We start from the raw sequence: 19,742 nt of genomic DNA on the forward strand, positions 1-19,742 counted from the left end.
GTGGCTGGGCGCGCAGTTCCCCGCGCCCCTGAAAAAACCTTGCCGTTCGTGCGAAGGGCAAGCTCTACAGGGGCGCGGGGAGCCGCGCGGCCGGCCCGGACGGGCCGGAGGTCCGGCAACCGGCGGGACGAGGCACCCGGGCGGTCAGTCCTCGGCGCTGTCCTCGGAGGGGCCGTCCTCGGAAGAGCCCTCACCCGACTGTTCGAGCAGGGCGTTGAGCTGGGGGCCCAGGAGGCGCTTGAACTTGCGCTGCTGGGGGCGGGTGCGGTCCAGGACCGCGACTTCGAGCTGCTCGGCGGTCAGCTGCCGGTCCCCGTTGCCACCCGAGTCGCGCGCAAGGGACTCCACGGCCAGCGCCAGCGCCTCCGCCAGCGTCATCCCGTCACGGTGCCGCTGGTCGAGGTAGCTGCCGATCTGGTCGGAGTTGCCGCCGACGGCGACGGCGCCATGCTCGTCCACGATGGAGCCGTCGTGCGGCAGCCGGTAGATCTGGTCGTCCTCGGGGGCGGCGCCGACCTCGGCGACGATCAGCTCCACCTCGTACGGCTTCTCGCCGACGCTGGAGAAGATCGTGCCGAGCGTCTGGGCGTAGACGTTGGCCAGGCCGCGGGCCGTGACGTCGTCCCGGTCGTAGGTGTAGCCGCGCAGGTCGGCGTAGCGGACACCGCCGAGCCGCAGGTTCTCGAACTCGTTGTACTTGCCGACCGCCGCGAAGGCGATGCGGTCGTAGATCTCGCTGACCTTGTGCAGGGCCCGCGAGGGGTTCTCGGCGACGAAGACGATGCCGTCCGTGTACTGCAGCACCACGACGCTGCGGCCGCGCGCGATGCCCTTGCGGGCGTACTCGGCGCGGTCGGCCATGGCCTGCTGGGGCGAAACGTAAAAGGGCGTGGACACCGGCTAACCGTGCCTTTCTGCTGTCGGCGCTGCGGTTGACGTCACAGGTCCGGTCGGCGGACGACCGGCTCGCGGCTGGCTTGCGGTCACAGCACCTCGGCCCGCGGTCCGTCCGGGTTCTGCCGGCGGCCCTCGACCACCAGCCGGGCGGTCTCGGCGACGTCGGAGTCGGGGATCCGGCGGAAGCCGTCCGCGGTGATCACGGTGACGACGGGGAAGATCCGGCGGGTGAGGTCGGGGCCGCCGGTGGCCGAGTCGTCGTCGGCCGCGTCGTAGAGGGCCTGGACGATGGCGGTGACCATCTGGTCCTGGGTGAGGTCCTTGCGGTAGAGCTTCTTCAGCGCGCCGCGGGCGTAGACCGAGCCGGATCCGGTGGCCGCGAAGCCGTGCTCCTCGCTGCGGCCGCCGGTGATGTCGTAGGAGAAGATCCGTCCGCGGCCGCGGACGGTGTCGTAGCCGGCGAAGAGCGGGACGACGGCCAGGCCCTGCATGGCCATGCCGAGGTTGCCGCGGATCATGGTGGACAGCCGGTTCGCCTTGCCCTCCAGGGAGAGGGTGGCGCCCTCGATCTTCTCGTAGTGCTCCAGCTCCAGCTGGAAGAGCCTGACCATCTCCACCGCCAGGCCCGCGGTGCCGGCGATGCCGACCGCGGAGAACTCGTCGGCGGGGAAGACCTTCTCCAGGTCGCGCGAGGCGATCACGTTGCCCATCGTGGCCCGGCGGTCACCGGCGAGCACCACGCCCGACTCGAAGGTGGCCGCCACGATCGTGGTGCCGTGCGGGAGCTCGACGGCACCCTTGATCGGCGGCAGGGTGCGGTTGCCGGGCAGCAGTTCAGGTGAGTGGTCGCCGAGGAAGTCCAGGAAGGAGGACGAGCCGGGCGTCAGGAAGGCGGCCGGCAGACGCCCGGTGGTGCTGCGAGTGTTGTCCACGCGATTCCCTCCACACGATCATGACGTTAGGTACGGACCCTACCCGTCGCCCGGAAATCCATCCGCCCCGCGGTCCGTGGGGCGGCGCGGGGCGGCTGGGTGGGTGAGCGGCTACTGGCCGCCCTTCTGGACGAAGGAGCGCACGAAGTCCTCCGCGTTCTCCTCGAGCACGTCGTCGATCTCGTCCAGGACGGAGTCCACGTCGTCCGAAAGCTTCTCGTGGCGTTCCTTGAGGTCCTCCGCGGCCTTGGCGTCCTGCTGGACCTCCTCGGCCTCCTCGGTGGAACGCGTAGCCCGCTGCTGCCCGCCGTCGGTGTCCTTCGTAGCCATGTCCCTCACCCCGCTCGGTTTGGTGCCTACAAGATCAGACCCTACAAGGAGGGTCCGACTCCGGCCCTCGATTAACGTCAACGTCCGAGTGCTACCGACTTGATTCCCGGTTCCGGCCCCTTTCAGCCGCGGCTTCAGCCACCGGAGAGGACACGGAGCAGGTCCTCGGCGGTGCGGCACCGGTCGAGCAGCTCCTTGACGTGGTTGCGGGTGCCCCGCAGCGGCTCCAGGGTGGGCACCCGCTGCAGGGAGTCACGGCCGGGCAGGTCGAAGATGACCGAGTCCCAGGACGCGGCGGCCACGTCGTCGGCGTACTGCTCCAGGCAGCGGCCGCGGAAGTAGGCCCTGGTGTCCTCCGGGGGCTGCTGTACGGCCCGCAGCACGTCCTTCTCGTCCAGCAGGCGCTGGATGCGGCCGCGGGCGGCCAGGCGGTTGTACAGGCCCTTGTCGGGGCGTACGTCGGCGTACTGCAGGTCCACCAGGTGCAGCCGGGCGGCGGCCCAGTCCAGGCCGTCGCGGCGCCGGTAGCCCTCCAGCAGCTCCTTCTTCGCCACCCAGTCCAGCTCGCCGGCCAGGCTCATCGGGTCGCGCTCCAGGCGGCCCAGCACGTCCTCCCAGCGGGCCAGCACGTCGCGGGTCTGCTCGTCGGCGTCGCTGCCGTAGCGCTCCTCGACATACTTGCGGGCCAGGTCCAGGTACTCCATCTGCAACTGGACCGCGGTGAGCCGGCGCCCGTTGCGCAGCGTGACCAGGTGGTGCAGCCCGGGGTCGTGGGAGACCTCGTGCAGGGTTCGCACCGGCTGGTCCACGACCAGGTCGACCTTGATGAAGCCGTCCTCGATCATGGACAGCACCAGCGAGGTGGTGCCGAGCTTGAGGTAGGTGGAGATCTCGGAGAGGTTGGCGTCGCCGATGATGACGTGCAGCCGCCGGTACTTCTCGGCGTCGGAGTGCGGCTCGTCGCGGGTGTTGATGATGGGCCGCTTCAAGGTGGTCTCCAGGCCGACCTCGACCTCGAAGTAGTCCGCCCGCTGGCTGAGCTGGAAGCCGTCCTCCCGGCCGTCCTGGCCGATGCCGACCCGGCCGGCGCCGGTGACGACCTGGCGGGAGACGAAGAACGGCGTCAGGTGGCGCACGATGTCGGAGAACGGGGTCTCCCGGCGCATCAGGTAGTTCTCGTGAGTGCCGTAGGAGGCGCCCTTGTTGTCGGTGTTGTTCTTGTAGAGGTGGATCGGCTGGGCGCCGGGCAGCTGGGCGGCCCGCAGCGCCGCCTCGGCCATGATCCGCTCCCCCGCCTTGTCCCACAGCACCGCGTCGCGCGGGTTGGTGATCTCCGGCGAGGAGTACTCGGGGTGGGCGTGGTCGACGTAGAGCCGGGCGCCGTTGGTGAGGATGACGTTGGCCAGGCCGATGTCCTCGTCGGTGAGCTGGGTGGAGTCGGCCGCCTCCCGGGCGAGGTCGAAGCCGCGGGCGTCCCGCAGCGGGTTCTCCTCCTCGAAGTCCCAGCGGGCGCGGCGCGCCCGGTGCATCGCCGCCGCGTAGGCGTTGACGATCTGGGACGAGGTGAGCATGGCATTGGCGTTGGGGTGGCCGGGGACGGAGATGCCGTACTCCGTCTCGATGCCCATTACTCGCCGTACGGTCATGCGGCCCTCCTTGCCCGGCTCCGGCTCGTCCGGCCGGAAAACACACCGGCTGCGGGTACCCGCTGGTGGGGCCCGCAGCCGGAGGGTAGTGCCTACAGATACTGTCCGGTGTTCGCCACGGTGTCGATGGAGCGCCCGGTGTCGGCGCCCTGCTTCCCGGTCACCAGGGTGCGGATGAACACGATCCGCTCGCCCTTCTTGCCGGAGATCCGGGCCCAGTCGTCGGGGTTGGTGGTGTTGGGCAGGTCCTCGTTCTCCTTGAACTCGTCGACGCAGGCGGCGAGCAGGTGGGAGACGCGCAGGCCCCGCTGGGAGTGGTCCAGGAAGTCCTTGATCGCCATCTTCTTGGCCCGGTCCACGATGTTCTGGATCATCGCGCCGGAGTTGAAGTCCTTGAAGTACAGGACCTCCTTGTCACCGTTGGCGTAGGTGACCTCCAGGAAGCGGTTCTCCTCGGTCTCGCCGTACATGCGCTCGACCACGGACTGGATCATGGCGTCCACGGTCGCGGCCGGGGAGTGGCCGTGCTCGGCGAGGTCGTCGCTGTGCAGCGGGAGGGTGTCGACCAGGTACTTGGAGAAGATGTCCTTGGCCGCCTCGGCGTCCGGCCGCTCGATCTTGATCTTCACGTCCAGCCGGCCGGGCCGCAGGATCGCGGGGTCGATCATGTCCTCGCGGTTGGAGGCGCCGATCACGATCACGTTCTCCAGGCCCTCGACGCCGTCGATCTCGGCGAGGAGCTGGGGGACGATGGTGTTCTCGACGTCGGAGCTGACGCCCGAGCCGCGGGTGCGGAACAGGGACTCCATCTCGTCGAAGAAGACGATGACCGGGGTGCCCTCGGACGCCTTCTCCCGGGCCCGCTGGAAGACCAGGCGGATCTGCCGCTCGGTCTCGCCCACGTACTTGTTGAGCAGCTCGGGGCCCTTGATGTTCAGGAAGTAGCTCTTGCCCTGCGGCCGGCCGGTCACCTCGGCGACCTTCTTGGCCAGCGAGTTGGCCACCGCCTTGGCGATGAGCGTCTTGCCGCAGCCGGGCGGGCCGTAGAGCAGCACGCCCTTGGGCGGGCGCAGTTCGTACTCCTTGAAGAGTTCGGCGTGCAGGTACGGCAGTTCCACCGCGTCGCGGATCTGCTCGATCTGGTTGCCGAGACCGCCGATCTGGCGGTAGTCGATGTCGGGCACCTCTTCGAGGACGAGTTCCTCGACCTCGCTCTTGGGCACCCGCTCGTAGACGTAGCCGGATCGGGGTTCGAGCAGCAGGGCGTCGCCGGTGCGCAGGGTGCCGTCGAGCAGCGGCTCGGCCAGGCGCACCACCCGCTCCTCGTCGGTGTGCCCGATCACCAGGGCGCGCTCGCCGTCCTCGAGGATCTCCTTGAGGGTGACGATGTCGCCGATGAGTTCGAACTCCATTGCCTCGACCACGTTGAGCGCCTCGTTGAGCAGGAGCTCCTGGCCGCGTTGCAGGGTGTCGAGTTCGACGGACGGGCTGACGTTCACCCGCAGCTTGCGGCCGCCGGTGAAGATGTCGGCGGTGCCGTCCTCGTTCGCCTGCAGGAACACACCGAAGCCGGCCGGCGGCTGCGCGAGCCGGTCGACCTCCTCCTTGAGGGCCACGATCTGGTCGCGGGCCTCGCGCAGGGTGTTCGCCAGCCGCTCGTTCTGCGCGGACACGCCCGCCAGATTGGTCTGCAGCTCGACGATCCGCTCTTCGAGAATCCTCGTGTGCCGCGGAGAGTCGGCGAGCTTGCGTCGCAGGACGGCGATCTCCTGCTCAAGAAAGGCGACCTGGCTCATGGGATCTTCCGATCCACGAGCGGGTCGGCCGCCACGGTTGAATTCGTCGTCGTGGGCCGCCACGGTCCTCACCTCCTCCAAGGGGAGCTGGACGTTCCCAGACCCTACCTGGGCCGGTGGGGGTTGAAACCCCTAGATCACAAAGACGATCGCGGTGTGTCCGATCTTCACCCTTGCGCACGTCCCTCCGCCACTGGGATACCCGCCGATCTCCATCCGAAAGCCGCCGGTTGTATCGTCGTTTCGGTCAACAGCCGCCGGACGCGGTTGCTTCCCGGTTCCTTGAAGGAACGACGGACGGCAGGGATGGGTTTCCGTGAGTGACAGCCAGGACACAGCCGAGGCGCTCGAGGTCTGGATCGACCAGGACCTGTGCACCGGTGACGGGATCTGTGTCCAGTACGCGCCCGAGGTCTTCGAGCTGGACATCGACGGGCTCGCCTACGTCAAGGGTTCCGACGACGAGCTGCGCCAGGCCCCTGGTGCCACGGTACCCGTACCGCTGCCGTTGCTGGCGGACGTGCGGGACTCCGCGAAGGAGTGCCCGGGCGAGTGCATCCATGTGCGGCGGGTCGCCGACCGTACCGAGGTGTACGGGCCGGACGCGTCGTAGCGGCGGTCTCACGGGCCGCGACGGGCCCCGGGGCCGCAGCAGCCGGTCAGACGCTGTTCGGGGCCGGGCCGGGGATCGCCACGTAGCGGCCCTGCCGCCACTCCCAGGTGTAGTCGCGCCGCAGGTCGGGGCAGCAGCGCGGGGTGGTGTCGCTGGAGAACCCGAGCACGGTGGCCTTCACGGCGTGCCCGGCGACGTGGAAGCCGGAGATCTGCCGGTCCTCGCGCGGGTCCACCAGCATCTGCGCGATGTGCGGGGCGCCCGTGCCGGACTTCGGCGAGGCGAGCACGTAGACGCCGCTGGGCGGGGTGCCGGTGTCGGAGTGGCAGCGCACGACCACGACCGTCTCGGGCCGCCCGTCGCCGTCCATGTCCACGGCCGCCTGCGAGATGACGTCCACCGCGTCGCCGGGCGCGCAGGTCAGCGGGTAGGTGACGGCGTGCGGGTCGGGCGGGGGGACGTGCACGGGGGGCGCGGCGGGCTTGGCGGCCGCGGTGGGGCTGGCGTCGGCCGGCTCCACCAGGGCGACGGCGGCGACCACGGCACCCAGGGCCACGGCCGTGGTGAGCCAGTGCACGCCGCGGCTGCGGGTGTGCGGGAGGGCGGGGCCTGCGGAGGGCTGCACGCGCCTTGCTCCTGGGGGTGTGATCAGCGGGGGTGGCCAGCATCGTGCCACACGTCACAACGGCGGGGAACGCCGGGGGCACCCCTGACCGCGCCGGTCTGTGTCGGGTCCGCGCCATGGCGTCGTTGCGACGCAGCACCGCCGCCGGTTCGCCCGTGAACGGGCAAAACGGCGGCGGTGGACGGAAGTTGGCCGGAAAGGGTCCCCGGCGCCCATGGCCCCGGCCGCCGGGACGGCGGGTTCGCGCCGGGGGCGGCCGGTTGCCGAGCGGGGCCGAACGGTGACGGAGCAGTGACCGGATCGGTGACTGAGCGGTGACGGGTTTGAGCCGGGCGGTGCTTCTCGGTGCTATTTGGTGCTACTCGGCGGCTGTGCCGCCGCTCCCGCCGCCAGGACCGGTGTAGTCCTCGCCGTAGGCGCCCTTGGCGGGGCGGCGGCGGCGCAGGGGCGGCTCGACACCGTCGGCCAGCCGGCGGGCGGTGAGCAGGAAGCCGGTGTGGCCGATCATGCGGTGGTCCGGGCGTACGGCCAGGCCCTCGACGTGCCAGTTGCGCACCATGGTCTCCCACGCGGCCGGCTCGTTGAAGGTGCCGTGCTCGCGGATCGCCTCCACGGTGCGGGCCAGCTGCGTGGTGGTGGCCACGTACGCGCACAGGATGCCGCCCGGGACGAGCGCCTTGGCGACCGCCTCCAGGCACTCCCAGGGCGCGAGCATGTCCAGGATCACCCGGTCCACCTCGGTGTCGGAGAGGTGGTCCTGCAGGTCGCCGACGGTCAGCTGCCAGGCCGGGTGCGGGCCGCCGAAGTAGCGCTCGACGTTCTGGCTCGCGATCTCGGCGAAGTCGGCGCGCCGCTCGTAGCTGTGCAGCATGCCGTGGTCGCCGATGGCGCGCAGCAGGAAGGCGCTGAGCGAGCCGGAGCCGACGCCTGCCTCCACCACCCGCGCGCCGGCGAAGATGTCGGCCATCGCCAGGATCTGCCCCGCGTCCTTGGGGTAGACCACGGCGGCGCCGCGGGGCATGGACAGGACGTAGTCGGGGAGCAGCGGACGCAGCGCGAGGTAGGCGACGTTTCCCGTGGTCCTCACCACACTGCCCTCGGGGGCACCGATCAGCTCGTCGTGCGGGAAAGCGCCCTTGTGGGTGTGGAACTGCTTTCCTGCTTCGAGCGTGAAGGTGTGGTGCCGTCCCTTGGGATCGGTGAGCTGTACCTGGTCCCCGACTCTGAAGGGCCCGCGACGACGGGCCGCACCGGTCGGTTCAGACATGAGCCCATCCTATAGGGGGCTCGGTTCGCCTCCGGGCGCCCGCGGTCACGACGTCCGGCTCATCGCGGCCAGGAAGGCGCGTTCGACGTCGGCGGTGGACAGGACGCCGTAGATCTCGCCCGTCGGCTCCACGACGAGGTACTCGGTGGAGGGGGTGGCCCGCAGGGTGTCCAGGAGGTCCTCGCCGGTGAGGTCGGCGGACACGCGCATGCCCGGCGTGAGGTCCTGGGCGAGGCCGCTGACCGCGACCCAGGGGCGGCGGTGCTCCGGGATGGACACGATCGCCGACTCGCGGACCAGCGCGGTGGGGTCGCCGCGGCCGTCCACGACCACCAGGGCGCGCGCGCCCGCCTCGTTGGCCCGCCGCAGCGCCTCGGACAGGGGGGTGTCGGAGGCGACCGGGACCGCCCGGCGGGTCAGGGTGCGGGCCCGCAGGCCGGGAAGGCGCTCGCGCAACCGGGCCATCCGCAGGGCGTTGCCCGCGCCGGTCCAGATGATCGCGGCGAGCACGGCGGCCAGCAGGGCGTCGGTGAGGGAGTCGGCGCCGCTGCCGCCGCTGTCCCCATTGAGCCCGCCGGCGTAGGAGAGCAGCGGGAGGCCGATCAGGACGGCCAGGGCGAGGGCCCGGCCGACCCAGGCCGCGGCCACCGTGCCGGCCATCGGGTCGCCGGTGGCCTTCCAGACCACCGCCCGCAGCATCCGGCCGCCGTCCAGCGGCAGCCCGGGCAAGAAGTTGAAGATCGCAACGATCAAGTTGCTGATCATCAGCCCGGCCAGCAGCACCCCCGGCACGGTGCCGCGCTCCACCAGCTGCATGCCGCCGAAGAAGACCGCGGCGAGCACCAGCGAGAGCAGCGGGCCGACGAAGGCGAGCACGAACTCCCGGCCCGGGGTCTCGGAGTCCTTCTCGATCTCCGAGACGCCGCCGAAGAACTGCAGCTGGATGCGGCGCACCGGCAGCCGGAAGCGGATCGCCGCCAGCGTGTGGGCCAGTTCGTGGACGAGCACCGAGGCGTAGAAGGCGACCGCGAAGAACAGCGAGACCAGGTAGCGCACCCCGCCCAGCTCCGGCAGCACCGTGTCCAGCTGGCCGCCGAAGACCCAGGTGATCAGGGCGGCGACCAGGAACCAGCTGGGTGCCACGTAGATCGGGACGCCGAAGAACCGCCCCATCAGGATGCCGCCGCCGGGCTCTCTTGACGGCTTGGCGGTGCCGCCGCCGTCCTCACCCCGGCCCGGTGCTCGGGTGTCCCGGGAAGGCGGTTGACCGCTCTCGCTCACTTCGTCCCCTTCTGACCACAGTCCCCCGTACCGGTCACGCGGCACGAGGGCGTCACAACCATGCTATGGCCAGGCGCAGCACGGCACACCGGGACACCGCGGGACTGTGCAGGACGGGGCGGGACTGTGCAGGACTGTGCACGAGGGTGCGTGACGGGGCCGCCCGGCGGCGTGGTGGGCGCCGGTGTCGGCGGCAGGCCGTAAGGTTCGCTCCCATGGGAACCACGGGAATCCCCGCGCCCCGGCCGCCGCGCCCGCCGGACTCGCTGTCGCCCTCGCGCGCCCAGGACTTCATGCGCTGCCCACTGCTGTACCGGCTGCGGGTGATCGACCGGCTGCCGGAGAAGCCCAGCGAGGCGGCCACCCGCGGCACGGTGGTGCACGCGGTGCTGGAGCGGCTCTTCGACGCGCCCGCCGCCGAGCGCACGCCCGCACGGGCCCGGGCGATGGTGCCCGGTGAGTGGGAGAAGCTGCTGGCCGCCCGCCCGGAGCTGGCGCAGCTGTTCACCGCGGCCGAGGGCGCCGCCGACGCGGCTGCGCTGCGGCGGTGGCTGGAAAGCGCCGAGGACCTGGTGGAGCGGTGGTTCACGCTGGAGGACCCCACCCGGCTGGAGCCGGCCGAGCGCGAGCTGTACGTGGAGACCGTGCTGGAGTCGGGGCTGACGCTGCGCGGCTACGTGGACCGGCTGGACGTCGCGCCCGCCACCGGTGACCTGCGGGTGGTGGACTACAAGACCGGCAAGGCGCCCCGCCCGGAGTACGCCGACGAGCCGCTGTTCCAGATGCGCTTCTACGCCCTGGTGCTGTGGCGGCTGCGCGGGATGGTGCCGCGCCGGCTCCAGCTGGTCTACCTCGGCAGCGGCGACGTGGTCACCTACGACCCGACGGAGGCCGAACTGCGGCTGACCGAGCGGCGCCTGCTGGCGCTGTGGGAGGCGATCACGAAGGCGACGGCCAGCGGGGACTGGCGGCCCAGGCGCGGCCCGCTGTGCGGCTGGTGCGACCACCAGGCGCTGTGCCCGGAGTTCGGCGGCACTCCCCCGCCCTACCCGCTGGGCAGGACCGCCGATCCGCAGGCCGTCGTGGGCGAGAATGGTGCGGTCTAGCGAAAGGGAAGTGCCCGTGGCGATCCGCGTGCTGCTGGTGGACGACCAGCCGCTGCTGCGTACCGGTTTCCGGATGATCCTGGAGGCCGAGCCGGACCTGGCCGTGGTCGGCGAGGCCGGCGACGGGCAGCAGGCGCTGGACCAGGTGCGGGCGCTGCAGCCCGACGTGGTGCTGATGGACATCCGCATGCCCCGGATGGACGGGGTGGAGGCCACCCGGCAGATCACCGGCCCGGACCGCTCGGGCCCGGCGAAGGTGCTGGTGCTGACCACTTTCGACCTGGACGAGTACGTGGTCGAGGCGCTGCGGGCCGGGGCCAGCGGCTTCCTGCTGAAGGACGCGCCGGCGGCCGAACTCGTGCAGGCGATCCGGGTGGTGGCGGCCGGCGAGGCCATGCTGGCGCCCTCGATCACCCGGCGGCTGCTGGACAAGTACGCGGGCCGGCTGCCCTCCGGCGACGACGCGGTGCCGCAGCCGCTGCAGGCGCTGACCGAGCGCGAGGTGGAGGTGCTCAAGCTGGTGGCCCGCGGTCTGTCCAACGCGGAGATCGCCGCCGAGCTGTTCGTCAGCGAGACCACCGTGAAGACCCATGTGGGCCATGTGCTCACGAAGTTGGCGCTGCGGGACCGGGTGCAGGCGGCGGTGTACGCCTACGAGAGCGGCCTGGTGCGGCCCGGCGCGAGCTGATCCGCCGCCCCCGGACCCGCAAAGGACGAGCCGCGAACCGAACGGGCGCGGCGGCAGAGGACCGAAAGTCCCCTCCCGCCGCGCCCGTTCGGCGTCAGGTGCCGTCAGCCGGAGGCGCCCCGGCCCAGCTCCCAGAACTGCGTGGTGGTCGAGGCGTTGAGCGCCCACTCCACGCCGGTGATGTTGCTGTGTGCGGCGATGTACTGGTTCGCCTGCCACAGCGGGATCATCGGGACGTCGTCCGCGATGATGTTCTGCGCCTGCCCGAAGGCGTCCGTGGTGGAGCTGCGCGCCGCCTGTCTGCGGGTGTCCGGCAGGATCTGGTCCTGGATCTGCTTGTTCTGGTACGGCAGGTTCAGGAAGCCGTCCTTGCCGAAGAACGGCGCGATGTAGTTGTCCGGGTCCGGGAAGTCCGGCAGCCAGTTGATCGCGAAGATCTGGTACTTGCGCTGGGCGGCGGCCGCCACGAAGGCGTTCCACTGCTCGGCCTGGACGTGGACGTCGAACAGGCCGGTGGAGTCCAGCTGCTTCTCGATCGCCTGGGCCTCGGCCTGGTTCTCCGTACCACCGGTGTCGCGGCGGAAGTTGATGGTCAGCGGCACCTTCTCGGTGATGCCGGCGTCCTTCAGGGTCTTCTTCGCCTCCGCGACGTTCGGCTCCTTGTAGACGTCGAAGAAGGAGTTGATGTGGCTGTTGATGCCCTGCGGGACCACCGAGTACAGCGGCACCGCGGTGCGCTTGTAGATGTCGCGGGTGATCGCCTGCCGGTCGATGATCTCGGCCATCGCCTTGCGCACCGCGAGGCTCTTCAAGTCGCCGTCGTCGGTGTTGAGGAACAGGTAGCGGGCCTCGCCGCCGGGCGCCTCGGTGAGCTTGATGTCGGAGCTGTCGCTGTCCTGCAGCTCCTCGATCTGATCCGGCGCCAGGGTGCGGGTCATGACGTCCAGGGTGTGGTCCTTCAGCGCCGCTTCCATCTTGTGGGAGTCGGTGTAGAGCATCAGCTTCACCGCGTCGTTGTGCAGCTTCAGGATGCCCTGGTACTTGGAGTTCTTGGAGAAGTCCGCCTCCTTGCCCGCCGCCCAGGAGTCCATCGTGTAGGGACCGGAACCGGTCAGCCGCCAGCCGGTGTACGGCTTGTCGGCGGGGTAGACCTGGTGGTCGACGATGGCGGCCGCGGGCGTGGCGAGCTTCGCCGGGAAGGTCGCGTCGGGCGACTTCAGGTGGAAGACGACGTGTGAGGCGTCGGGCGTCTCCACGCTCTTGACGTCGGCTATGAGGGAGACCGGGCCCGTCGGCGAGTTGATCTTCTGGGTCCGCTCGATGGAGAACTTGACGTCCTGGGCGGTCAGGTCGTGACCGTTGGAGAACTTCAGGCCCGACCGCATGGTGCACGAGTAGACCAGGCCCGTGGCGTCGGTGAAGTGGCATTCCTTGGCCGCGTCCGGCGTCGGGGTGGTGCTGCCGCGCGGATAGGTGAGCAGCATCTGGAAGGTGTTGTAGAAGACATTCCAGGTGGCGCTGTCGTACGACGTGGCGGGGTCCAGCGGCGCCGGGTTGGACTTGTTCAGCTCGATGCTGTCCGTGGTGCCGACGACGATGGGTTTGCCACTGCCGCCGCTCCCTCCCGAGCTACCGCACCCGGCAACGACCGGCGTCAGCGCGCCCAGCAGGGCAGGCAGCACCAGAAGCTTGCGGTTCATCGTGGTCGTTCTCCTCTTACGCATGTACGTACGCGTCTACGCAGGTGACGGTGATGCCGTGTGCGTGGAGCGGGCGGCTTGCCGCGGGCGTGGCGCGGTCGGCCGCAGGGATGGATAAACCCGTTCCGTGGGCACGCTTGGGCGACGATACCGAGATTGCCCGTGATCAGCATCAACGGGATGCCAAAGTTCCGGATGCGCCTTCTGGGAGGCGCGAGCCGGGCACCGTCAGTGAATGCGCGTGTTCACAGCGCGCAGGAACGGCACGCTCAGCTCCTCCAGGGAGCGGACGACGGTCCGGCCGGGCGCCGGCTCGATCGGCACGAGCGAGGGCACGGCGACCACGTGGCAGCCGGCCGCCTCCGCGGAGGCGACTCCGGTGAGGGTGTCCTCCACGACCACGCAGCGCGCCGGGTCGGCGCCGAGCCGGGCGGCCGCGGCCAGGTACGGGTCGGGGTGCGGCTTGGTGCGGGCGATCTCGTCGCCGGCGAGGGTGAAGGCGAAGTGCTCGGGACCGAGCGAGCGCAGCATCACATCGATGGTGCGGCGGTGCGAGGCGGAGACCAGGGCGGTGGGCACGCCGTGCGCGGACAGCTCCGCCAGCAGCCGCCGGGCGCCCGGCATCAGGGGGGCGCCGCGGGCCACCAGGCGCTCGAAGGCGCTGTTGACGGCGAGGCTCAGCTCGCCCAGGGTCGCCGTCACCCCGGTGACCTCCATCAGGTGGCCGAGGCTACGGGCCATCGGGCCGCCGATCACCACCTTGCGGTGCACCTCGTCCAGCACGTGCCCGAGCGCCGCGAAGACCTCGGACTCCGCCGCCCACCACAGCCCTTCGGTGTCCACCAGGGTGCCGTCCAGGTCCAGGAGCACCGCCCAGGGCCCGGGCCCTGGCACCGTACGGGTCGCGGCGACGGGGATGCTGCTGGTCATGGGCCCCACTCCTCGGTCCTGGGGGACACGGAGGCCGGCCACCGCACCTCGCGAAACCGCGGGGCGGCGACCGGCCTCCACCGGACCGTCAAGTGTACGTCGGGCCGTGCCGGCCCGCTGATCGACCGCTGACGGGCCCCCGAGCAGCCGCCGACCAGCCGCCGACCAGCCGCCTTACACCCGGATCAGCGGGCGTTGAAGTACTTCGCCTCCGGGTGGTGGATGACGATGGCGTCGGTGGACTGCTCCGGGTGCAGCTGGAACTCCTCGGACAGCTTCACACCGATCCGCTCCGGCTCCAGCAGCTCGGCGATCTTGGCCCGGTCCTCCAGGTCGGGGCAGGCGCCGTAGCCGAGCGAGAAGCGGGCGCCGCGGTACTTCAGGTCGAACATGTCGGCCATGGCCGCCGGGTCCTCACCGCCGAAGCCCAGCTCGGCGCGGACCCGGGCGTGCCAGTACTCGGCGAGCGCCTCGGCGAGCTGGACGGACAGGCCGTGCAGCTCCAGGTAGTCGCGGTAGGAGTCGGCGGCGAACAGCTCGTTGGCGGCCTCGGAGACGCGGCCGCCCACGGTGACCACCTGGAAGCCGACGACGTCGGTCTCGCCGGACTCCTCGGGCCGGAAGAAGTCGGCCAGGCACAGCCGGCGGCCGCGACGCTGGCGCGGGAAGGTGAAGCGGGTGCGCTCGGTGCCGTCCTCGTGCAGCACGATCAGGTCGTCGCCCTTGGACACGCACGGGAAGTAGCCGTAGGTGACGGCGGCCTCCAGCAGGCCCTCGGACTGGAGCTTGGTGAGCAGCCCGCGCAGCCGGGGCCGGCCCTCGGACTCCACCAGCTCCTCGTAGGAGGGCCCGTCGGCGCGGGACTGCTTCAGGCCCCACTGGCCCTTGAAGAGGGCGCCCTCGTCGAGCCAGGAGGCGTAGTCGGCGAGCTGGATGCCCTTGACGACGCGGCTGCCCCAGAACGGCGGGGTGGGCACCGGGTTGTCCACGGCGACGTCGGAGCGGACCTGGCCCAGGTTGGGCTCGGGCTCCGGCTCGGCCTGCTCGCGGCGCGGCACCCGGCGGGCCTTCAGCTCGGGCAGCTGGGCGCCGGGCACCCCGCGCTTGACGCCGATCAGGGCGTCCATCAGCCGCAGGCCCTCGAAGGCGTCACGGGCGTAGCGGACCTCGCCCGCGTACAGCTCGTGCAGGTCCTGCTCGACGTAGGCGCGGGTGAGGGCGGCGCCACCGAGGATCACCGGGAACTTCGCGGCCAGGCCCCGCTGGTTCAGCTCCTCCAGGTTCTCCTTCATGATCACGGTGGACTTCACCAGCAGCCCGGACATGCCGATCACGTCGGCGCGGTGCTCCTCGGCGGCCTCCAGGATCGCCGAGACCGGCTGCTTGATGCCCAGGTTGACCACGTTGTAGCCGTTGTTGGACAGGATGATGTCGACCAGGTTCTTGCCGATGTCGTGGACGTCGCCGCGGACGGTGGCCAGCACGATGGTGCCCTTGCCGCTGTCGTCGGACTTCTCCATGTGCGGTTCCAGGTAGGCCACCGCGGTCTTCATCACCTCGGCGGACTGCAGCACGAAGGGCAGCTGCATCTGCCCGGAGCCGAACAGCTCGCCGACCACCTTCATGCCGGCCAGCAGCGTGTCGTTGACGATGTCCAGGGCGGGCCGCTCGGCCAGGGCCGCGTCGAGGTCGTCGGTCAGGCCGTTCTTCTCGCCGTCGATGATCCGCCGCTGCAGCCGCTCCTCCAGCGGCAGCGCGGCCAGTTCCTCGGCCTTGCCGGCCTTGAGCGACTTGCTGTCGACGCCCTCGAAGAGCGCCATCAGCTTCTGCAGCGGGTCGTAGCCCTCGCTCCTGCGGTCGTAGATCAGGTCGAGGGCGGTCTCGCGCTGCTCCTCGGGGATGCGGGCGATCGGCAGGATCTTGGCAGCGTGCACGATCGCGGAGTCCAGGCCGGCCTTGACGCACTCGTCGAGGAAGACCGAGTTGAGGGCGGTGCGGGCGGCGGGGTTGAGGCCGAAGGAGATGTTCGACAGGCCGAGGGTGGTCTGCACCTCCGGGTGACGCTTCTTCAGCTCGCGGATCGCCTCGATGGTGGCGACGCCGTCCTTGCGGGACTCCTCCTGGCCGGTGCAGATGGTGAAGGTCAGGCAGTCCACGAGGATGTCGGACTCGCGGATGCCCCAGTTGCCCGTGAGGTCGGCGATCAGCCGCTCGGCGATCTCGACCTTCTTCTCCGCGGTACGGGCCTGCCCCTCCTCGTCGATGGTGAGCGCGATCAGGGCCGCGCCGTGCTCGGCGGCCAGCGCGGTGACCTTCGCGAACCGGGACTCCGGGCCGTCGCCGTCCTCGTAGTTGACCGAGTTGAGCACCGCGCGGCCGCCGAGCTTCTCCAGCCCGGCGCGCAGCACGTCCACCTCGGTGGAGTCCAGCACGATCGGCAGGGTGGAAGCGGTGGCGAACCGGCCGGCGAGTTCGGCCATGTCGGCGACACCGTCCCGGCCGACGTAGTCCACGCACAGGTCGAGCAGGTGGGCGCCCTCGCGGATCTGGTCGCGGGCCATCTCCACGCAGTCCTCCCAGCGGCCCTCCAGCATCGCCTCGCGGAACTTCTTCGAGCCGTTGGCGTTGGTCCGCTCGCCGATGGCGAGGTAGGAGGTGTCCTGGCGGAAGGGCACGGTCTGGTAGAGCGAGGAGGCACCGGGCTCGGGCCGCGGGTCGCGCGGGGTGATGTCGTGGCCGCCGATCCGCTCGACCAGCCGGCGCAGGTGCTCGGGGGTGGTGCCGCAGCAGCCGCCGACCAGCGACAGGCCGTACTCCGCGGCGAACACCTCGTGGGCGTCGGCCAGTTCGCTCGGGCTGAGCGGGTAGTGGGCGCCGTCCTTGGTGAGCACCGGCAGGCCGGCGTTGGGCATACAGGTCAGCGGGATGCGCGAGTGCCGGGCGAGGTAGCGCAGGTGCTCGCTCATCTCGGCGGGCCCGGTGGAGCAGTTGAGGCCGATGAGGTCGATGCCCAGCGGCTCCAGGGCGGTGAGCGCGGCGCCGATCTCGGAGCCGAGCAGCATGGTGCCGGTGGTCTCCACGGCCACCGAGCAGATCACCGGCAGTTCGACGCCGGCGGCCCGCATGGCCCGCCGGGCGCCGATCAGGGCGGCCTTGACCTGGAGGAGGTCCTGCATCGTCTCGACCACCAGGGCGTCGGCGCCGCCGGCGATCAGGCCGGCCGCGTTGGCCTGGTAGCCGTCGCGCAGGGTGGCGTAGGTGGTGTGGCCGAGGGTGGGCAGCTTGGTGCCGGGGCCGATCGAGCCGAGCACCCAGCGGCGGCGGCCGTCGGTGGCGAAGTCGTCGGCGACCTCGCGGGCCAGGCGGGCACCGGCCGCGGACAGCTCCTCGATCCGCTCGGGGATGTCGTACTCGCTCATCGCCGAGTGGTTGGCGCCGAAGGTGTTGGTCTCCACGCAGTCCACGCCGGCCTGGAAGTACGCCTCGTGCACGGAGCGGACGATGTCCGGGCGGGTGACGTTGAGGATCTCGTTGCAGCCCTCGAGCTGCTGGAAGTCGTCCAGGGTGGGGTCCTGGGCCTGCAGCATGGTGCCCATGGCGCCGTCGGCGACGACGATCCGGGAGGCCAGTGCCTCGCGCAGCGCGGTGACCCGGGCGGGGTCGACGGCGGAGGGGGCGTGCGCTCCGGAGGAGGGACGCGGGGGACGCGGCGAGGCGGGCGAGGACGGCAAAGACGGCGAAGCCATGGGCTGCTCCCTGGGATGCGACGGCTGTCGGCTATGCGCTCCCCTGGCCCGGGCCACCGCGCGGGGCGGCTGCCGCGGGCAGGACACGCACCCCGCCAGCGTAGCCGTCACCGCGCGCAGAGGCGGGAATCCGGCCACGCGTTCCGAAGGGCGGACGGTCACGGCGGGGCGGGTCTCTGCGATGATGTGGGACAGCTGTGGTCGACAATGTCGACCACAGCGGGCCGCAGCGACCCGCACGCGGACTGCTGCGGCCCGCCGACCACCCGCCGACCGCCCGCCGAGCGCCGCGGTTGCCGTCATCCGGACGGCCGCCCGGCACACCGCCGACACCTCGCCCTTGGAGCGCCCGACATGCCAGGTCACATCCAGTCGCTGGAACGCGCCGCGGCGATCCTGAGGCTGCTGGCCGGCGGCGAGCGCAGGCTGGGCCTGTCGGACGTGGCGTCCTCGCTGGGCCTGGCCAAGGGCACCACCCACGGCATCCTGCGCACCCTGCAGCAGGAGGGCTTCGTGGAGCAGGACCCGGTCTCGGGCAAGTACCAGCTGGGCGCCGAGCTGCTGCGGCTGGGCAACAGCTACCTGGACGTGCACGAGTTGCGCGCCCGGGCGCTGGTGTGGACCGACGACCTGGCCCGCTCCAGCGGCGAGGCCGCCTACCTGGGGGTGCTGCACCAGCAGGGCGTGCTCATCGTGCACCACGTCTTCCGGCCCGACGACAGCCGCCAGGTGCTGGAGGTGGGCGCCATGCAGCCGCTGCACAGCACCGCGCTCGGCAAGGTGCTGGCCGCCTTCGACCCGGTGGCGCACAGCGAGGCCGCCGAGGGCGAGCGGACCGCGCTGACCGGGCGGACCGTCACCACCGCGGAGGACTTCGAGGCGGTGCTGGAACTGGCCCGGGCCCGCGGCTGGGCGGCCGACCTGGAGGAGACCTGGGAGGGCGTGGCCTCGGTGGCCGCGCCCGTCTACGACCGGCGGCGGATGCCGGTGGGCGCGGTGGGGATCACCGGCGCGGTGGAGCGGGTCTGCGAGGGCACCGAGATCCGGGCCCGCCTGGTGGCGGCGGTACGGGACTGCGCGCGGGCGGTCTCCCGCGACCTGGGCGCCGGGCGGTTCTGACCGCCCGCCGGCCCGCTCCCCGACCCGCCGGACAGCCCGTACGGCTGCTGCCACGGCCAGTGCGACGACTGGCGCGACGACTACTCCGTCACACCTCTCTTGACCCCGAGAACCTTGAGGACGAGACTTTCGACCTGCGGTCGACAATGTCGAACATCGGACGGATCTTCGAGGTCACCGCACCGGGACAGAGACAAAGGAGTCGGTGTGTCCAACGGCCACATAGTCATCGGCGAGATCTTCGGGACCGCCGTGCTCATCCTGCTCGGCGGCGGTGTCTGCGCCGCCGTCACGCTGAAGAAGTCCAAGGCCCAAGGAGCCGGCTGGGTGGCCATCTCCTTCGGCTGGGGCCTGGCGGTGCTCGCCGGCGCCTACATCGCCAACGGCTACTCCGGCGGCCAGCTCAACCCGGCGGTCACCCTCGGCGTGGCGATCAAGACCGGCGAGTGGAGCACGATGCCGTACTACCTGATCGGCCAGTTCGCCGGCGCGATCATCGGCGCGTTCCTGGTGTGGGTGGCCTACATGGGGCAGTTCCAGGCCCACCTGACCGACCCCGAGCTGGTCCGCAGCCTGGAGGGCCCGGCCGGCACCACGAAGGCCGGCTCGGCGCCCGGCGGCCCGGTGCTCGGCATCTTCTCCACCGGCCCGGAGATCCGCAATCCGGTGCAGAACCTGCTCACCGAGGTGATCGGCACGGCCGTGCTGGTGCTCTTCATCCTCACCCAGGGCATGACCAAGGGCCTGGCCCTCAACGGCCTGGGCATCCTGCTCACCGCGCTGCTCGTGGTCGGCATCGGCCTCTCGCTGGGCGGCCCCACCGGCTACGCCATCAACCCGGCCCGCGACCTCGGCCCGCGGATCGTGCACGCCCTGCTCCCGCTGCCCAACAAGGGCCGCTCGGACTGGTCGTACGCGTGGATTCCGGTGGTCGGCCCGCTCGTCGGCGCCGCGATCGCCGGCGGACTCTACAAGCTGGCCTTCACGTAACGCACCGAGCAGCGCGGCGACCCCGCGGCCCCCGCGGCCCCCGCGGCCCCCGCGGACACCACGGACGCCGCACACG

At 71.1% G+C, this 19,742-nt stretch carries 16 protein-coding genes; 5 read left to right on the forward strand and 11 right to left on the reverse strand.

From position 1 onward, the window contains the following. Window positions 1-144: 144 nt before the first annotated feature. The 5 genes from prcA to arc form a co-directional block, all read right to left on the reverse strand. Entirely contained in the window at window positions 145-897 is a 753-nt protein-coding gene (gene prcA / locus BLR33_RS24130; RefSeq protein ID WP_093786675.1) for a proteasome subunit alpha, read from the reverse strand. Between the two features lie 86 nt (window positions 898-983). After that, the gene (gene prcB, locus BLR33_RS24135; protein ID WP_093786676.1) at window positions 984-1,829 is read right to left on the reverse strand and encodes a proteasome subunit beta; all 846 of its coding nucleotides are present in this window, start codon (window positions 1,827-1,829) and stop codon (window positions 984-986) included. A 111-nt stretch (window positions 1,830-1,940) separates the two neighbouring features. Then, the gene (locus BLR33_RS24140) at window positions 1,941-2,159 is read right to left on the reverse strand and encodes a ubiquitin-like protein Pup (RefSeq protein ID WP_093786677.1); all 219 of its coding nucleotides are present in this window, start codon (window positions 2,157-2,159) and stop codon (window positions 1,941-1,943) included. A gap of 134 nt (window positions 2,160-2,293) precedes the next feature. Then, window positions 2,294-3,805, reverse strand: a complete 1,512-nt coding sequence (dop, locus tag BLR33_RS24145) for a depupylase/deamidase Dop (protein WP_093786678.1) — start codon at window positions 3,803-3,805, stop codon at window positions 2,294-2,296. Window positions 3,806-3,897: 92 nt separating this feature from the next. Beyond that, a complete protein-coding gene (gene arc / locus BLR33_RS24150; RefSeq protein ID WP_093786679.1) occupies window positions 3,898-5,664 on the reverse strand; it encodes a proteasome ATPase in 1,767 nt (588 codons plus the stop codon). Window positions 5,665-5,917: 253 nt separating this feature from the next. On the opposite strand from arc, the gene BLR33_RS24160 reads away from it, so the two are divergent. Continuing rightward, entirely contained in the window at window positions 5,918-6,214 is a 297-nt protein-coding gene (locus tag BLR33_RS24160) for a ferredoxin (RefSeq protein WP_093786681.1), read from the forward strand. 46 nt (window positions 6,215-6,260) lie between these two features. Here BLR33_RS24160 and BLR33_RS24165 read toward each other — a convergent pair whose 3' ends face one another. The 3 genes from BLR33_RS24165 to BLR33_RS24175 form a co-directional block, all read right to left on the reverse strand. Then, on the reverse strand, window positions 6,261-6,839 hold the full coding sequence (locus BLR33_RS24165; protein ID WP_093786682.1) for a hypothetical protein: 579 nt from the start codon (window positions 6,837-6,839) through the stop codon (window positions 6,261-6,263). 358 nt (window positions 6,840-7,197) lie between these two features. Further along, window positions 7,198-8,106 (reverse strand): tRNA (adenine-N1)-methyltransferase, encoded by a 909-nt coding sequence (locus tag BLR33_RS24170; RefSeq protein WP_093786683.1) that lies wholly within the window; start codon window positions 8,104-8,106, stop codon window positions 7,198-7,200. A gap of 45 nt (window positions 8,107-8,151) precedes the next feature. Then, window positions 8,152-9,387, reverse strand: a complete 1,236-nt coding sequence (locus BLR33_RS24175; protein WP_245771629.1) for a site-2 protease family protein — start codon at window positions 9,385-9,387, stop codon at window positions 8,152-8,154. A 215-nt stretch (window positions 9,388-9,602) separates the two neighbouring features. On the opposite strand from BLR33_RS24175, the gene BLR33_RS24180 reads away from it, so the two are divergent. Then, window positions 9,603-10,493 carry a RecB family exonuclease gene (locus BLR33_RS24180; RefSeq protein ID WP_093786684.1) on the forward strand — a complete coding sequence of 297 codons (891 nt, stop codon included), beginning with the start codon at window positions 9,603-9,605 and terminating at the stop codon, window positions 10,491-10,493. Window positions 10,494-10,509: 16 nt separating this feature from the next. Then, complete coding sequence (locus BLR33_RS24185) at window positions 10,510-11,181, forward strand: response regulator (RefSeq protein ID WP_093786685.1); 672 nt, start codon at window positions 10,510-10,512, stop codon at window positions 11,179-11,181. Window positions 11,182-11,285: 104 nt separating this feature from the next. Here the strand turns inward: BLR33_RS24185 and BLR33_RS24190 are convergent, their stop codons facing one another. The 3 genes from BLR33_RS24190 to metH all read right to left on the reverse strand — a co-directional run bounded on the left by BLR33_RS24190 (window position 11,286) and on the right by metH (window position 17,557). Next, window positions 11,286-12,881, reverse strand: a complete 1,596-nt coding sequence (locus BLR33_RS24190; RefSeq protein WP_093786686.1) for an ABC transporter substrate-binding protein — start codon at window positions 12,879-12,881, stop codon at window positions 11,286-11,288. A 228-nt stretch (window positions 12,882-13,109) separates the two neighbouring features. After that, entirely contained in the window at window positions 13,110-13,811 is a 702-nt protein-coding gene (locus tag BLR33_RS24195; RefSeq protein WP_093786687.1) for an HAD family hydrolase, read from the reverse strand. Between the two features lie 185 nt (window positions 13,812-13,996). Continuing rightward, window positions 13,997-17,557, reverse strand: coding sequence for a methionine synthase (gene metH / locus BLR33_RS24200; protein WP_093786688.1), 3,561 nt, complete (start codon window positions 17,555-17,557; stop codon window positions 13,997-13,999). A 354-nt stretch (window positions 17,558-17,911) separates the two neighbouring features. On the opposite strand from metH, the gene BLR33_RS24205 reads away from it, so the two are divergent. Beyond that, a complete protein-coding gene (locus BLR33_RS24205; protein WP_093786689.1) occupies window positions 17,912-18,676 on the forward strand; it encodes an IclR family transcriptional regulator in 765 nt (254 codons plus the stop codon). 207 nt (window positions 18,677-18,883) lie between these two features. Then, window positions 18,884-19,666 carry an MIP/aquaporin family protein gene (locus tag BLR33_RS24210; RefSeq protein ID WP_093786690.1) on the forward strand — a complete coding sequence of 261 codons (783 nt, stop codon included), beginning with the start codon at window positions 18,884-18,886 and terminating at the stop codon, window positions 19,664-19,666. Window positions 19,667-19,742 lie beyond the last annotated feature (76 nt).

The sequence above is a fragment of the Actinacidiphila guanduensis genome, from assembly GCF_900103985.1.
GTDB classification, from domain to species: Bacteria; Actinomycetota; Actinomycetes; order Streptomycetales; family Streptomycetaceae; genus Actinacidiphila; species Actinacidiphila guanduensis.